The organism is Polaromonas sp. AET17H-212 (genome assembly GCF_002379085.1).
Classification (GTDB): domain Bacteria; phylum Pseudomonadota; class Gammaproteobacteria; order Burkholderiales; family Burkholderiaceae_C; genus Polaromonas.
In genome coordinates this window covers 1-16,111 of record NZ_NBZW01000005.1, presented here as the reverse complement: position 1 = coordinate 16,111, position 16,111 = coordinate 1, and the positions used below count along the sequence as shown (strand labels likewise).

Sequence of the window (16,111 nt, the reverse complement as noted above, 5' to 3'; positions counted from 1 at the left end):
AGGACTGAAGTGTTCAGCGGACCGCTTCCCGACTATGCCGAGCTGCATGCACTGAGCAACTTCAGCTTCCAGCGCGGCACCTCGCATGCCGAAGAACTGGTCGAGCGGGCCGCCGGCCTGGGCTACCGCGCGCTGGCCATCACCGACGAGTGTTCGGTGGCCGGGGTGGTGCGTGCCCATGTGGCAGCCAAAAAACACGGGCTCCAGCTGCTGCCCGGGGCCGAGTTTTTTGTGCAGGCCGGCCACCCGTTCCGGCTGGTGGTGCTGCCGCACAACGCGGCCGGCTGGGGCAACCTGTGCGAGTTCATCACCGCGGCCAAACAGGCGGGTGATGTTCCGGGCAAAGGCAGCTACTGCGTGGCGCTGGGCGACAGCGATTTTTCGCTGCTGGCCGATTGCGAGGTGCTACTCGTGCCCTTGCCGGGTGCTATCGATACCGAAGCGCTTGGCGTCCATGCCATCTGGGCTGCAGGCCTGTTTGGCATGCAGGCCTGGCTGGCTGTCGAGCTGCTGCAGGGCCTGGACGACGCGCTGCGCCTGCAGCAGCTGCAAACGGTGGCGCAGCGCACCGGCATCCGCCTGGTGGCGGCCGGCGGGGTGCGCATGCATGTGCGCTCGCGCAAGCCGCTGCATGACGTGATGACGGCCATCCGTTTGGGCAAGACGGTGCATGAATGCGGCTTTGCCCTGCAGGCCAATGCCGAAGCGCATTTGCGTCCGCGCATGCGCCTGGCCGACATTTACCCGGCCGAGCTGCTGCGCGCCACGCTGGCGGTGGCGGCGCGCTGCAGCTTCAGCCTGGACGAGATCCGCGACCTGTACCGCTACCCGCTGGGCGACATGGTGCCCGAAGCGGAAACGCCCGCCCAGTGCCTGCGCCGGCTGACGGCCGAAGGCGCGCGTGAGCGTTACCCCGGCGGCGTGCCGGAAAAGATCCAGACCCAGATTGACTACGAGCTGGCCCTGATCGAGGAACTCGGCTACGAGATGTACTTCATCACCGTGCACGACATCGTGCGTTTTGCCCGGCAGCAGGGCATCCTGTGCCAGGGGCGCGGCTCGGCCGCCAACTCGGCCGTCTGTTTTTGCCTCGGCGTGACGGCCGTCAACCCGGCGGAAAGCCAGCTGCTGTTCGAGCGTTTCATCAGCCGCGAACGGCGCGAGCCGCCCGACATCGATGTGGACTTCGAACACCAGCGGCGCGAGGAAGTCATCCAGTACATCTACGCCAAATACGGCCACGACCGCGCGGCGATTGCCGCCACCGTGATCAGTTACCGGCCGCGCAGCGCCATCCGCGACGTGGGCAAGGCGCTGGGCGTGGCGCCCGAGCTGGTCGAGCAGCTGGCCAAAGAACATTTCTGGTTTGACGGCAGCGAAGCGCTGGAGAAAAAACTCGCCGAAGCCGGCCTGCAGCAGGACCCCGGGCCGGTGCTGCAGTGGCTGGACCTGTCGGTGCAGCTGATCGGTTTTCCGCGCCACCTGAGCCAGCATGTGGGCGGCTTTGTGCTGACCCAGGGCAAACTCACGCGCCTGGTGCCAGTGCAGCCGGCGTCCATGGAAGCGCGCCGCATCATCCAGTGGGACAAGGACGACCTCGACGCCATGGGCCTGCTGAAGGTCGATGTGCTGGCGTTGGGCATGCTCTCGGCCATACGCCGCTGCCTGCAGCTGGTGGACCAGCTGCGCGGCGGCCGGCTGCAGATGCACCAGATTGCCGGCGACGACAAGCCCACCTACGACATGATTTGCGCGGCCGACACGGTGGGCGTGTTCCAGATCGAGAGCCGCGCGCAGATGTCCATGCTGCCGCGCCTGCAGCCGCGCAACTACTACGACCTGGTGGTGGAAGTGGCCATCGTGCGGCCCGGGCCCATCCAGGGCGGCATGGTGCACCCCTACCTCAGGAGCCGCGAAATTGTCCGCAAGGGCGGTGAGATCGAATTCAAATACCCGGAGCTGAAAGAGGCGCTGGGCCGCACGCTGGGTGTGCCGATTTTTCAGGAGCAGGTGATGCAGATCGCCATGATCGCGGCCAAATTCAGCGCCGACGAGGCTGACGATTTGCGCCGTTCCATGGCGGCCTGGAAACGCAAGGGCGGGGTCGAGCGTTTTCACGACCGCCTGGTCAACGCGATGACGGCGCGCGGGTATGACGCCACCTTTTCGGAAAACATCTTCAGCCAGATCCGCGGCTTTGGCGAATACGGCTTTCCGGAAAGCCATGCCGCCAGTTTTGCCAAGCTTGTTTATGTGAGCTGCTGGCTCAAGTGCCACGAGCCCGCGTGTTTTCTGGCGGCCCTGGTCAATTCGCAGCCCATGGGGTTTTATGCGCCCTCGCAGCTGGTGCAGGACGCGCGCCGGCACGGGGTGGCGGTGCGCGCGGTGGACGTGACCTGCAGCCAGTGGGATTGCACGCTGGAGACGGCGGACGAAGTGGCCCGGTTGCCGCAGTATCCAGGCATCCATGCCGGCCAACCCGCCGTGCGCCTGGGCCTGCGCCTGGTGGCGGGCCTGCCGGAAGCGGCGGCGCTGCGCATCACGCAAGCCCGTGCGCAAGCGCCTTTCAGCTCGACCGAAGACCTGGTCTCGCGCGCGCAGCTCGGCACGCGTGAGATCAACGCGCTGGCCGCCGCCGATGCGCTGCGGCCGCTGGCCGGCCACCGGCGCCAGCAGGTCTGGGAAGCCTCGGCCATCCAGCCGGCGCCTGCCTTGCTCAAGGCCGTGCCCACGCATGAAACCCCCCTGGTGTTGCCGGAAACGCCCGAAGGCGAAAACATCCTGTTCGACTACCAGGCCACCGGCCTCACGCTGCGCCGCCACCCGCTGGCCCTGCTGCGCCCGCGCCTGGCCAGGCGCGGCCTGTTGAGCGCCGGTGAATTGAATGCCTTGCCCAACGGCCGGGAGGTGGCGGCCTGCGGCATCGTCACGGTGCGCCAGCAGCCGCAAACCGCCAAGGGCACCATCTTCGTGACGCTGGAAGACGAGACCGGCCCGGTCAACGTGATTGTCTGGAAATCACTGCGCGACACCCAGCGCCATGAGGTGCTGCATGCACGCCTGCTGGCGGTGTACGGCGTCTGGCAGCGCAGCGAGGAAAGCGACACCCGGGAAGGGTACGGCGCCGTGCGCAACCTGGTGGCGCACCGGCTCGAAGACCTGACGCCGCTGCTGGGGCGGCTGGGCACCTCCAGCCGCGATTTTCATTAGCGTCACATGCCCGACGGAAAGGTCTCGGGTGCCTCGCCGGTATGCCACACCGGACCCCGGTCCAGCGGTTCCAGCGCGTGGGTTTCGTCGATGTGGATCAGCGCGTCGAACTGCTGGCTCAGGTGGGTGTGGAAGTAGTGGCTCTGGCGCTCGGTCTCGGGCCGGTAGATCACGCCGATGGCGCGTTGCAGCCGCTGTGGTTCCGTGAGTTCGCCCAGGGCGGCGTTGTCGCGCAGGTTCAGCCAGAAACGGCTGGTTTCGGTCTGGTGGAGCAGCGCCTCCCAGCTGCCGGGCAGGCCGGCGCGCACCCGCTTGTGCTGCGGCGGTTCGTCCCAGTTTGAGGCGGCCGTCACCGAGCCGTGGTGGGTGCTGAAGCCCACCAGCACCGCGTCGCCGTCATGGCGGTCACGCACGAGCTGGCCCACGTTCCATTCCCCGCGGTCGCCCATTTCGGTGGCGGCTGCGTCGCCGAGGTGCGAGTTGTGTGCCCAGACGGCCATGCGCGGCGGCACGCCGCCGGCGCCCAGGTGGCGGTCCAGCGCCTGCAGCGTTTCTTCCATGTGGCTGTCGCGCAGATTCCACGACGACACACGTCCGCGGAACATGGTGCGGTAATACTCCTCGGCGTTGCGCACCAGGCGCGCGTTCTGCTGGACGTAAAACATTTCGTCACGCTCCAGTTCGGGCGTGGGCGGCAACTGGCCGAAGCGGCGGGTCATGGCGCGCAGCTCCTGCACCACCTCGTCTTCGCAGCTGGGCGCCAGACCGAAACTGGCGGCGTAACCATAAGCCTGGCTGTCTTCGGCCGCGTGGTCGAAACAGGCATACCGGTCGCGCGCCCGTTGTGCCGCCGGCGGGTCGGTGCGGTCCAGGTAGGCCAGCACCTCCTGGATGGAGGTGAACAGGCTGTACAGGTCCATGCCGTAAAAGCCGACCTGGCTGGCGACGCTGAGCCCGGCGTTGTGCTCGCGCAGCCACTCGACGAAGTCGCGCACCACGGTGTTGCGCCACATCCAGGCGGGAAAACGTTCAAACCCCGACAGGGCGTCGCCGGCGTTGCGGTCGTCGGACAGGCCGCGCACATAACGGTTGACGCGCCAGGCGTCGGGCCAGTCGGCCTCTACCGCGATGGCGGTGAAGCCTTTTTCGGTGATCAGGCGTTTCGTGATGTTGGCGCGCTCCTGGTAGAACTCGCGCGTGCCGTGGGAGGCTTCGCCGAGCAGGACAAAACGCGCCGGGCCGATCAGCTGCAGCAGGCCGTCGTAGTCGTGCGCGCTGCCGCTCAGGGGGTGCAGGTGCTGCCGCAGGCCCTCGAGCAGGGCCGTGTTGGTGTGCAGGGTGGAATGCTGCGGGGTCATGGCAGGGTCCTCGTGGGGTGTCAGGGGGACGGCGCGTGCTCACGCGCGTCTTCAAGCAGCGCGCGCACTTCGTCGTCGCTGGTCTGCGGAAACTGCCGGTACCACAGGCCGACGGCGCGAAAGGGTTCGGGCGTGGCGACGCAGACCACTTCATCAGCCACACCCTGCAGCGCCTCGCAGCTGTCCGCGGCGCCCACCGGCACGGCCATCACCAGGTGGGCCGGATGCTGTTGGCGGATGCCCAGCAGCGCGGCGTGCATGGTCGCGCCGGTGGCCAGCCCGTCGTCGACGACGATCACCGTGCGGCCGCGCAGGTCGGGCGCCGGGCTCTGGCCGCGGTAGAGCCGCTCGCGCCGCTGCAGCTCGGGTTGCTCGCGCGCCACGGCGGCGGCCACTTCTTCGGGCGTGACCGACATCCCCGGCATCGGGTTCATCACGCGCACGCCGCCGCTGGCAATGGCGCCCATGGCGTATTCCTCATGGCCCGGAAAACCGAGCTTGCGCACCACAAACACGTCCAGCGGTGCTTTCAGGGCGCGCGCCACCTCGTAAGCCACGGGCACGCCGCCGCGCGGCAGGGCCAGCACCAGCAGGTGGGGGCGGCCGCGGTAGTGCGCCAGCGCGTCCGCCAGCACGCGGCCCGCCTCGCGGCGGTCCTCATAGGGAAGGCGTGTGTCTCTCATGGTGCACCCCCGTGTGTTTGGCGGGAGCCAGCCAGGCGCTGAACCAGTCGGCCGCCAGCTCGGCCACCTGCTCCAGGGTGCCGCGTTCCTCGAACAGGTGGGTGGCGCCCGGCACAATGGCCAACCGTTTTTCGCAATGCAAATGGGCGTAGGCCTGCTCGTTGAGCGCGATCACATCTTCGTCGTCGCCGCCCACGATCAGCAGCGTGGGCGCGGTGACCGCCGCCAGCGCCACCGGGCCGGCCAGGTCGGGGCGGCCGCCGCGCGAAACCACGGCGGCAATACGTTTGCCGAGCCGCGCCGCGGCAATCAGCGCCGCCGCGCTGCCGGTGCTGGCGCCGAAGTAGCCGATGGGGGCGTGCTGCAGGTCCGGCTGCGCCGCCACCCACTCGGTGACCTGCTGCATGCGCCCGGTCAGCAGGGCGATGTCGAAGCGGTGTTCCCGGGTGTGGATGTCGACCTGTTCTTCCTGCACGGTGAGCAGGTCGAATAGCAGGGTGGCGATGCCCGCCTGCTGGAGTTTTTGCGCCACCTGGCGGTTGCGGGCGCTGTGCCGGCCGCTGCCGCTGCCATGGGCAAACACCACCAGGCCCTTGGCCTCGGCCGGCAGGACCAGGTCGCCGTACAGCCAGGTTTCACCGCAGGGAATGCGGACTTCGCGGCTCGCCGGGGCAGGGGTGGGACGGTTCATGGACATCTCCCTTTGAGAGGCCCACGATAGTCCTGTACGACGCGGCCTGCCATCAGACAAGTCCTATTTGACGGTCAGACGGGCCTTGCCCTGCCAGCTGCTTGATGTAGAGCAAAAACAGGCGCCAGCCCAATCAAGACGGGCGTAAGTAGCTATGAAATCAGGAGCTTTCGGTGTGCGGCGGCCGTGCGCCTGCGACCCGGGGAACCCCACCGTGCGACGACACGACGGAGGAAACAGGGGAAAGGCAGGGTGCGGTCTATTCCGCGGCCAGGCAACCGGCGGGTTTGAAGACCCGTTCGGTCGAGGCCGGGTAGCGGGCCAGTTTGTCAGCCGGCCGGCGCGGCCGCACGACCAGTTCGCCGCCGCAGTTGGGGCAGAGGCCCTGGAGCTTGCTGGCGGCGCAATCGCTGCAGAAGGTGCACTCGAAGGTGCAGATGCGGGCGTCAGGGGACTCGTTGGGCAGGTCCTTGTTGCAGCACTCGCAGTTGGGGCGGAGTTGGAGCATGGTGTGTCCTGTTCAAAGCGGGTGGGAGGGACGTGGCCCTTGTGCGCATTCTCGAACATTTCCACCCGCCGGGACAAGCCCGGCGTCAAACCGTGCGGCCCTTTTCTTACGTCATCAACGTGGCCGTCAATTCAATCTGCGGCACGCTGGCCAGCGCTTTGGACAGCGGGCAATCACGTTTCGCGGCTTTGGCAATCTGCTGGAATTTGCTTTCGTCGATGCCCGGCACCCTGGCTTTCAGGGTCAGCACAATGCGGTCAATCAAAAAACCTTCACCCTGTGGCGTCAGCCGGACGGCGGCCTGCGTGTCTACTTCTTCGGTGGCAAAACCTGCCTTGTCGCAGGCAAATGAGAAGGCCATGGTGAAGCAGGCGGCGTGTGCTGCACCCAGCAACTCTTCAGGGTTGGTGCCTTTCCGGTCGTCCTCAAAACGGCTGCCGAAGCCGTAGGGGTAGGCCTGGAGTGCGGCGGTGTCGGTGCTGATCTGGCCCTGGCCTTTTTTGCCCTGGCCTTCCCAATGGACACTGGCGGTTTTTTCAGTCATGGTGATTCTTTCATGGGTTGGGGAGAGGCGTGCACGCCGTTGGCACGGCAAGCCTGACTGTCACCCCGGAACCGGACGGGGAACGTGAGACATCGCCCCCTGCAGGACGTTATCGGCTCCTACAAACGGTTCGTGAAAACCATCGCCTGCGGGGTTTTTCGATAATCTTTACCATCGGGTTTCATTCTTCATCGCCCCGTTTTAACTCCGGAGGGCCCCCCGGCCCTGGAAAGACATCTGTCATGAGCACCCCGACCCTGATTCCCATGAAAATCGACTTCGTCTCCGACGTGTCCTGTCCCTGGTGCGTGATCGGCCTCAAGTCGCTCGAAGACGCGCTGGGCCGGGTCGCCGGCGAAGTCCAGGCCGAGCTGCACTTCCAGCCTTTCGAGCTGAACCCGCAGATGCCGGCCGAAGGCCAGGACATCGGCGAACACCTGGCCGAAAAATACGGCTCCACACCCGAGCAGTCGTTGCGCAACCGCGAGATGATCCGCGCGCGCGGGCAGGACGTGGGTTTCACTTTCAGCATGGACAAACGCAGCCGCATCTACAACACCTTCGACGCCCACCGCCTGCTGCACTGGGCCGCGGAAGAAGGAGAAGGGCGCCAGCGGGCGCTCAAGGAGGCGCTGTTCAAGGCCTATTTCACCGACGGCGAAAGCCCGGGTTCCCACGAGGTGCTGGCGCGCCTGGCGGGCGAGGTCGGCCTGGATATGGCGCGTGCGAAAGCCATTCTGGCCTCGGACGAGTATGCCGACGCCGTGCGCGAACGCGAGCAGTTCTACCTGCAGCAGGGCATCCATGCGGTACCGGCCGTCATCATCAACGACAAACACCTGATCTCGGGCGGCCAGCCGGCCGAGGTGTTCGAGCAGGCCTTGCGGCAGATTGCGGCAGGTGGTTGACGCCCGACTTTGGACTTTGAGGAGCACCTGATGCCGACTGTGATGGCTGATGCGGTTGATGTTTATCCCCTGCAGGGCGGCTGTGACTGCCGGGCCGTTCGTTACCGCCTCGAATCGCCCCCGCTGTTTGTCCACTGCTGCCACTGCCGCTGGTGCCAGCGCGAAAGTGGCGCGTCGTTTGCGCTGAACGCGATGATCGAGGCCGACCGGGTGACGCTGCTGGCCGGCGAGCCTGAGCTGGTGGACACCCCGTCGGCCAGCGGCAAGGGCCAGAAAATTGCGCGTTGCCCGCAGTGCCGGATTGCGCTGTGGAGCAACTATGCGGGTGCGGGTCCGTCTGTGCGTTTTGTGCGTGTCGGCACGCTCGACGAGCCCGACCATCTGCCGCCGGACATCCACATCTTCACGGCGTCCAGACAACCCTGGGTGGTCCTGCCGCCGGACACGCCGGCTGTGCCGGCCTATTACGACCGCAAGCTGTATTGGCCTGCCGACAGCCTGGCCCGGCGCGAGGCGATGCTGGCGAAAGCCGCGCCACCATCGGCCTGAGGGGCAGGGGCGTCAGGCCAGTTTCTTGACCAGCACTTGGCTCTTGCGGTTGACGTTGTACTTGCGCTTGCGTGCCTCGGGCAGCCACTCGGGATCAACCGGCACAAAACCACGCTTGATGAACCAGTGCATGGTGCGGGTGGTCAGCACAAAAATGCTGTCCAGCCCCATCAACCGGGCACGTTGCTCGACGCGTTTGAGGATGCGTTCGCCGTCGCCCTGGCCCTGGCTGTGCGGCGACACCGTGAGCGCCGCCATTTCGGCGGTTTTGGCTTCGGGGTAAGGGTAGAGCGCGGCGCAGCCGAAGATGACGCCGTCATGTTCGATCACGGTGTAGAGGTCGGCGTCGCGTTCGATCTCGGTGCGATCGCGCTTGACCAGCGTGCCGTCTTTTTCAAACGGCTCGATCAGTTGCAAAATGCCGCCCACGTCGTCGGCGGTGGCTTCGCGCAGGCTCTCGAGTTTTTCGTCGATGACCATGGTGCCAATGCCGTCGTGCACATAGATTTCGAGCAGCAGCGAGCCGTCCACCGCGAACGGCAGGATGTGGCTGCGCTCGACGCCGGCCTTGCAGGCCTTGGCGCAGTGCTGCAGGTAAAACGCGGTGTCGGTGGGCTGGGTGGCGTTGGGCAGCTGCGCGAGCAGCTTCTCGGCGGTGGCCAGCGGCAACTCGGTGTCGATCGGGTTGTCTTCGCTTTCGGCCTCGCCGGGGTGGATGCGGATGCCCGGAATTTCCGTGATGAAGATCAGCTTGTCGGCCTGCAGTTCAATCGCCACGCTGGTGGCGACTTCCTCCATGGTCAGGTTGAAGGCTTCGCCGGTGGGTGAAAAACCGAAGGGCGAGAGCAGCACCATGGCGCCGAACTCCAGGGTGCGCATGATGCCCTTGGTGTCCACCTTGCGCACCAGGCCCGAGTGCTTGAAGTCCACGCCGTCGACAATGCCGACCGGCCTGGCGGTGATGAAGTTGCCGGAGATCACGCGCACGGTGGAGCCGGCCATCGGTGTGTTGGGCAGGCCCTGGCTGAAGGCGGCCTCGATCTCGTAACGCAACTGGCCGGCGGCCTCCTGGGCGCAGTCGAGTGCCACCGAATCGGTGATACGCATGCCGTGCGAGTATTTGGCTTCGTGGCCCTTGGCGGCCAGTTGTTCATTGACCTGCGGCCGGAAGCCGTGCACCAGCACGATTTTCACGCCCATGCTCTGGATCAGCGCCAGGTCTTGGGCCAGATGCTGCAGCTTGCCGGCGGCAATGGCTTCGCCGGCAATGCCGACCACAAAGGTCTTGCCGCGGTGCAGGTGGATGTAGGGCGCCACCGAACGGAACCAGGGAACAAAGGTGAAGTTGAAGACGGCGGACATGGGCGCGCTTTCGGGGTCGGGAAAGGTGAACAACAGGCGGGAGGGACGGGAAAACCGGGCAAAGGCCGCAGCGTTCCGGACAATGGCAGTGAGTGTAAGGGACGCGGCGGCGCGGCGGGAGGCGCGGGCGGGCTGCTGCTGGTGCCCGTTGGCAGCGGCCGTTTCGCCTGATAATGCGGCCATTCATGGACAAACTCGCGTTCGGTTTCTGGGGCGTTTATTTCGGCACGGCGGTCCTGATGCTGGCGGGCTCGGCGCTGGCGTTCGCCCCTTCGCTGCGCCGCATCTCGCTCAATGCCGGCCTGGCGGCCACGGCCTCGAGTTTTTTTGTGGTCGCCTTCCTGGGTGGCCTGCCGATTGACGATGAAAACACGCTGGCGCGGGTTCTGGCGCACATTGCGATGCTGGTCTCGGGTTTTCTGGCTTACCTGCTGTTTTCCATCCTGGGCCTGCTGGATGACAAGAGGGCGCGGCTGCACACCCGGCTGGCGCTGACGGTGCTGGTGCTGGGCGCGATGGCGGCCGGCTGGCTGCTGCCGCCGGCGCCCTCGCTCGCGCTGGGTCTCGGTTTCGCCTGGACCCTGGGCGTCATTGCATTGGCCGTGTCGCTGCGCAGTGTTTACCGCGGTGACCGGCTGGCCTGGACGGCGGTGCTCGGTGTGTTCTTCATGCTGGTGGCCATGCTGGGCCTGGGCTGGATTGCGCTGGTGCGCGGACAGGAGCCCTGGCCGGTGCATGCGGTCAGCGCGCTCGCTGGCACCGCCTACCTCGTGACCATGGCCGCGGCGCTCTGGACGCGCTACTCCTACCTGATCGAGCTGAACCAGGTCATGGCCATGGGCCCCAGTTACGACCCGGTGACCCGCATGCGATCACACATGGAAACCGGGCAGATGGTCGGTGACATCTTTCGCCGCCGGCGGGATGGGCCGGCCGGCCCTGAGGCCGCGCGCGCAGTGGATGGCGGCAACGGGGCCGAGGGCCGGGCGGGCGATGTGCCGCCTGTGTCCCAGCGTTCAGGGCCATGGGTGGGCGTGATGGTCGTGAGCATAGGCAACCTCTACGCGCTGGAGCGTCTGCACGGTATGGCGGCGGTCAACCATGCGCTGTTTGTCTGTGCCGGGCGCTTGCGGCGCGCGGTGCCGGCCTACGTCGAGATGGGCCGGTATTCGGGTGACGGCTTTGTGCTGCTGCTGCGTGACTGCAACGACAGCGGCCAACTGGTCCGGCTGGCGCACCAGGTGGAGGCGCGCCTGTCGAAATCAGTGGTTCTCAACACCAGCCTCGACGCGGCGCGGCGCGAAAGCGAGCAGACGCGCTGGCAGGCCGAAATCGGCGTCGGCTTGTTGCTGGTGTCCGACCCGGCGGCCAGGGCTTCGCGCGTGCTGGCCGCCTGCAAGGCCATGTCGCGCACCGCCATGTCGTACGCCAGCCGGGTCGCCTGGCTGGACCAGGCCAGCGGTGAAGCGGTCGAGCTGCCGGTGCTGGACGCCGCCTGAAGCCCTGTTGCCGGGCGGGTGCCCGCCAGCACCGATAATCAGTGGTTTTAAGCCTCCATCCCTTGTCCTCGCCCCCTTTGTCCGTGCCCTTGCAGATCGATTTTCCCGAGTCCTTGCCCGTCTCGGGCAAACGCGAGGAAATTACCGCCGCCATCCAGGCCCACCAGGTCGTCATCGTTTGCGGTGAAACCGGTTCGGGCAAAACCACGCAGTTGCCCAAGATTGCGCTGGCCATGGGCCGCGGCAAGCTCAACTACCCGGCGGGCCAGGGCCGGCTGATCGGCCACACCCAGCCGCGCCGCATTGCTGCCTCCAGCGTGGCCAAGCGGATTGCCGAAGAGCTCAAGACACCGCTGGGCGATGTGGTCGGCTACAAGGTTCGTTTCCAGGACCGGCTGAGCCGCGATGCCTCGGTCAAGCTGATGACCGACGGCATCTTGCTGGCCGAGACGCAGACCGATCCGCTGCTGAAGGCCTACGACACCATCATCATCGACGAGGCCCATGAGCGCAGCCTGAACATCGACTTCCTGCTCGGCTACCTGCGCCAGCTCCTGCCGCGCCGGCCCGACCTGAAGGTGGTGATCACCTCGGCGACGATTGATGCGCAGCGGTTTGCCGACTACTTTGCTTCGTCCAAGGGGCCGGCGCCGGTCATCATGGTGTCAGGCCGCATGTTTCCGGTCGAGCAGCGTTACCGGCCGTATGAAGAGTCGCGCGACTACGACCTCAACGACGCAATCGCCGACGGCGTGGACGAACTCTGGCGCAACCCGCACAGTGCCGGCGACATCCTGATCTTTCTGCCGGGTGAACGCGAGATCCGCGAGGCGGCCGACCATTTGCGCAAACACCTGGCGCACCAGCCGCTGTTTCGCAACGCCGAGGTGTTGCCGCTGTTTGCGCGCCTGTCCCAGGCCGAGCAGGACCGCATTTTTGACGGCCACACCGGCCGGCGCATCGTGCTGGCCACCAACGTGGCCGAGACCTCGTTGACGGTGCCGGGCATCCGTTATGTGATTGACGCCGGTACGGCGCGCGTCAAGCGCTACAGCTTTCGCAACAAGGTCGAGCAGCTGATGGTCGAGCCGATCTCGCAGGCGGCGGCCAACCAGCGCGCCGGGCGCTGCGGCCGCGTGGCCGACGGCATCTGCATCCGCCTGTACGACGAGCAGGACTTTCTGGGCCGGCCGCGTTTCACCGATCCCGAAATCCTGCGCAGCTCGCTGGCGGCGGTGATTCTGCGCATGAAGGCGCTGCACCTGGGCACGATTGAAAGTTTTGCCTTCATCGAGCCGCCCCAGGGCCGGGCCATTGCCGACGGCTACCAGCTACTGGCCGAGCTCGGTGCGGTCGACGACGACAACGAACTGACGCCGGTGGGCCGCAATCTGGCCCGGCTGCCGCTGGACCCGCGCGTGGGCCGCATGATCCTGGAAGCCAAAGAGCGGCAGGCGCTCGACGAGGTGCTGGTGATTGCCAGCGCGCTCAGCGTGCAGGACGTGCGTGACCGTCCCATGGACAAGCAGGCCCAGGCCGACCAGGCGCATGCGAAGTTCGACGATGAAAAAAGCGAATTTTCAGGCTACCTCAAGCTCTGGAAATGGCTGGGCGATACACGCGGCGGCCATGATGCCGTGCACAAGCTGACCAACCGCCAGTACGAAAACCTGCTGCGCGAGAACTACATCAACATCCGCCGGGTGCGCGAATGGCGCGACATCCATTCTCAGCTGCACGCGGTGGTGGGCGAGCAGAAATGGGTGCTCAACGACAAGCCCGCCAGTTACGAGCAGCTGCATTTGTCCATGCTCTGCGGCCTGCTCGGCAATATTGGCATCAAGAACGAGGAAGAAGACTGGTACCTGGGCGCGCGCGGCATCAAGTTCTACCGCCATCCCGGCGCGCGCCTGAGCAAGAAGCCGGGCCGCTGGATCGTCGCCGCCGAGCTGGTGGAAACCACGCGCCTGTTCGGCCGCGGCATTGCCAACATCGAGCCGCAGTGGGTCGAACAGGTCGCCGGCCATCTGCTCAAAAAACAGCTGCTGGACCCGCATTGGGAGAAAAAGGCCGCGCAGGTCACCGCGCTGGAACGCGCCACGCTGTACGGCCTGGTGATCTACAACGGCCGGCGCGTCAATTTCGGCCGCGTCGACCCGGTGACGGCGCGCGAGATTTTCATCCGCGAAGCGCTGGTTGCCGGCAACTGGGACACCAAGCTGCCTTTTCTGCAGGCCAACCTCAAGCTGATCGAACAGGTGCAGGACCTGGAGCACAAGGCGCGGCGCCAGGACGTGCTGGTCGACGAAGAGCTGATCTACGCCTTTTACGACCAGCAGCTGCCGGCCGATATCTGCACTGGTGCCGGCTGCGAACACTGGTACAAGGACGAGGTCAAAAAGCAGCCGAAGTTGCTGCTCCTGAGCCGCGAAGAGCTGATGCGCCACGAGGCGGCCGGCATCACCACGCAGGCGTTTCCGAAAACGCTGCGCCTGGGCGGCGTCGATTGCACTGCGACCTATCTGCATGAGCCGGGTGACGCCAGGGACGGTGTCACCGTCGATGTGCCGCTGTTTGCCCTGAACCAGGTCAACGAAGAGCGCTGCGAGTGGCTGGTCCCCGGCATGCTCAAGGACAAGATCCAGGCGCTGATCAAGACCCTGCACCAGCGGCCGCGTTCGCGCCTGGTGCCGCTGCCCGACACCGCGGCGCGCATGGCGGCCGAGCTGCTGCAGCCGGAAAAATTCGGCGCCGGGTCGCTGACGGACGCCGTGCTCAAGCTGGTGCGTGATGCGACCTCGCTGGACATCAAGCGCGGCGACATGAAAATCGACATGCTGGCGCCGCACCTGTTCATGAACTTCCGCGTGGTTGATGAACACGGTCGCCAGCTCGGCACGGGCCGCAACCTCGGTGCGCTCAAGGGCGAGCTGGGTTCGCAGGCGCGCGGCGCCTTCCAGGCGCTGGCCGGGCTGAAAACGCGCGCCGCACCGCAGGAGCGCCAGGATTCAGAGTCAAATCGGCCTTCAGCCCAGCCAGGACGGTCGCAGGGTGCTCCTGAAAACATAGCGAATCAACCCAAGGCTGCACCCGTCAGGACGCCGGAGCGCTACACCAGCTGGAGTTTTGGCGAGCTGCCCGAACTCATGGAGATCAGCAAGGGCAAGCAGACGCTGATCGGTTTCCCGGCGCTGATCGACCTCGGCGACGCGGTGACCATCGAGGTGTTCGACGAGCCCGACGTGGCCGCGGCGAAACACCGCGCCGGTTTGCGGCGCCTGTTTTCTCTGCAGATCAAGGACGCGCTGAAGTACCTGGAAAAGAATTTGCCCGACCTGCAGAAAATGGCCACGGCCTACATGCTGGTCGGCCGCGCGGCCGACAACTCGGGCGGCGGCACGCTGGAAGAACTGCGCGAGCAGATCATCGAAGTCGCGCTGGATCGTGCCTTTTTACTGGACCCGCTGCCGACCAATGAGGCGGACTTCAAGAAGCGCATCGACGACGGACGCGGGCGCCTGACGCTGATTGCCAGCGAAGTCGCGCGGCTGGCGGCCAGCATCCTCGTCGAGTTTGCCGCGGCGCAGCGCAAGATCAAGGACACCAAAAACGCCGCCGAGGCCGCCGCGGATGCAGCGCAGCAGCTGCAGCGCCTGGTGCCCAAACGTTTCCTGACGCTCACACCGTATACGCAGTTGCAGCACTTTCCGCGCTACCTCAAGGCCATCACCCTGCGGCTGGAGAAGTGGCGCGCCGACCCGGCCCGTGATGCGGCGCGGCTCGCCGAGCTGCGGCCGCAGGAGCAGCGCTACTGGCGCCTGGTAGCCGAGCGCAAGGGCGCGACGGACGCGCGGCTGCAGGAGCTGCGCTGGCTGCTCGAGGAGCTGCGCGTCAGCTTTTTTGCGCAGGAACTGCGCACGCCGCAACCGGTCAGCATCAAGCGGATCGAAAAGGCTTGGCTGCAACTGGTGGGTTGAGGCCAGGCTTTTCAGCGCAGGCTGGGCACAGATCAACCGCTGAGACGGTTTCACCGGGCCGCCGCGCGGCGCGCAAAAAAAAGGCTCCAGCCTGGCGGCGGAGCCCTTTTCAACGGGATCGGTGAGATCTAGATGCGGCCCATTAGCAGCAGCACGATCAGGATGATGACGATCAGTCCCAAACCACCGCTGGGACCGTAGCCCCATGAGCGGCTGTGGCCCCAGGTCGGCAGTGCGCCCACCAGAATCAGGATGAGGATGATGAGCAGAATCATTGAAATCGACATGGAAAACTCCTTGTTATGTATGCATTGATTCTTGCCTGTGGTTGTGCTGGATCAAGCAGGAAGGGGCGCTGACTCACCGTCAGGGAGTTCCTACAGTTTTGGGGCAAGCGCTGCCTTGCGCGCGTGATGTGGATTTGTCTGCTTGTTTTTCTGTAGAGCGCCAACAAGCCGGGTCTCGCCCCGGCGGGCGAGGCACTTTGTCTTTGCTTCGCCAAAGAAAAGTACCCAAAAGAAAGGCGACCCGATGGCCTGGGTCCCTCCGCTTCGCTACGGGCAACCTCCGGTGCTCGCCGAAAGCGGGGTCGAGCTCGAACTCGCTTCGCTCAGACAATCGCTCGCCCTGATCCGCTTTCGGCTACGCTCCTCGGCCCAGCCCGACGGGTGGGGGAAACAAATGCGGATGCGGGGAGACGTGACGCGCTGTGCGCGTCACGTCGGAGTCAAGCGGCCGTGGTGTTTGCACGCGGGTGCAGCACACGCGGCCAAATGAAGCTCCCCGCCATCGCCCAGCGGGGCGAGGGAGGGGCGGGGGGAG

The 16,111-nt window shown here is 66.0% G+C and carries 12 protein-coding genes; 5 read left to right on the top strand and 7 right to left on the bottom strand.

All coding sequences use genetic code 11. The features are described 5' to 3' along the window. The first annotated feature begins 9 nt into the window (after positions 1-9). On the top strand, positions 10-3,210 hold the full coding sequence (locus tag B7G53_RS06200; protein WP_096665169.1) for an error-prone DNA polymerase: 3,201 nt from the start codon (positions 10-12) through the stop codon (positions 3,208-3,210). Between the two features lie 2 nt (positions 3,211-3,212). On the opposite strand, the gene B7G53_RS06195 is transcribed toward B7G53_RS06200, so the two are convergent. The 5 genes from B7G53_RS06195 to B7G53_RS06175 all read right to left on the bottom strand — a co-directional run bounded on the left by B7G53_RS06195 (position 3,213) and on the right by B7G53_RS06175 (position 6,994). Continuing rightward, positions 3,213-4,568, bottom strand: a complete 1,356-nt coding sequence (locus B7G53_RS06195; protein WP_096665166.1) for an erythromycin esterase family protein — start codon at positions 4,566-4,568, stop codon at positions 3,213-3,215. Between the two features lie 20 nt (positions 4,569-4,588). After that, on the bottom strand, positions 4,589-5,251 hold the full coding sequence (locus B7G53_RS06190; RefSeq protein WP_096665164.1) for a phosphoribosyltransferase: 663 nt from the start codon (positions 5,249-5,251) through the stop codon (positions 4,589-4,591). Beyond that, on the bottom strand, positions 5,226-5,942 hold the full coding sequence (locus B7G53_RS06185) for a dienelactone hydrolase family protein (protein ID WP_096665577.1): 717 nt from the start codon (positions 5,940-5,942) through the stop codon (positions 5,226-5,228). Before B7G53_RS06185 ends, B7G53_RS06190 begins: the two co-directional genes overlap by 26 nt. Positions 5,943-6,201: 259 nt before the next feature. Continuing rightward, positions 6,202-6,450 carry a DUF1272 domain-containing protein gene (locus B7G53_RS06180; RefSeq protein ID WP_096665161.1) on the bottom strand — a complete coding sequence of 83 codons (249 nt, stop codon included), beginning with the start codon at positions 6,448-6,450 and terminating at the stop codon, positions 6,202-6,204. Between the two features lie 106 nt (positions 6,451-6,556). Next, entirely contained in the window at positions 6,557-6,994 is a 438-nt protein-coding gene (locus B7G53_RS06175) for an OsmC family protein (protein ID WP_096665158.1), read from the bottom strand. A gap of 242 nt (positions 6,995-7,236) precedes the next feature. Here B7G53_RS06175 and B7G53_RS06170 point away from each other — a divergent pair, with 242 nt between their 5' ends. Further along, positions 7,237-7,902, top strand: coding sequence for a DsbA family oxidoreductase (locus tag B7G53_RS06170; RefSeq protein WP_096665155.1), 666 nt, complete (start codon positions 7,237-7,239; stop codon positions 7,900-7,902). A 30-nt stretch (positions 7,903-7,932) separates the two neighbouring features. After that, on the top strand, positions 7,933-8,451 hold the full coding sequence (locus B7G53_RS06165) for a GFA family protein (RefSeq protein WP_441338966.1): 519 nt from the start codon (positions 7,933-7,935) through the stop codon (positions 8,449-8,451). Between the two features lie 12 nt (positions 8,452-8,463). On the opposite strand, the gene argA is transcribed toward B7G53_RS06165, so the two are convergent. After that, positions 8,464-9,813, bottom strand: a complete 1,350-nt coding sequence (argA, locus tag B7G53_RS06160; RefSeq protein ID WP_096665571.1) for an amino-acid N-acetyltransferase — start codon at positions 9,811-9,813, stop codon at positions 8,464-8,466. 185 nt (positions 9,814-9,998) lie between these two features. Between argA and B7G53_RS06155 the strand changes: the two genes are divergently transcribed. Together B7G53_RS06155 and hrpA are read left to right on the top strand one after the other, a co-directional pair. Beyond that, positions 9,999-11,312: a diguanylate cyclase domain-containing protein gene (locus B7G53_RS06155; RefSeq protein ID WP_176491298.1), complete on the top strand. Its 1,314-nt coding sequence runs from the start codon at positions 9,999-10,001 to the stop codon at positions 11,310-11,312. Positions 11,313-11,374: 62 nt separating this feature from the next. After that, positions 11,375-15,289, top strand: coding sequence for an ATP-dependent RNA helicase HrpA (hrpA, locus tag B7G53_RS06150; RefSeq protein ID WP_096665152.1), 3,915 nt, complete (start codon positions 11,375-11,377; stop codon positions 15,287-15,289). A 128-nt stretch (positions 15,290-15,417) separates the two neighbouring features. Here the strand turns inward: hrpA and B7G53_RS06145 are convergent, their stop codons facing one another. Beyond that, entirely contained in the window at positions 15,418-15,576 is a 159-nt protein-coding gene (locus B7G53_RS06145) for a DUF3309 family protein (protein ID WP_096665149.1), read from the bottom strand. Positions 15,577-16,111 lie beyond the last annotated feature (535 nt).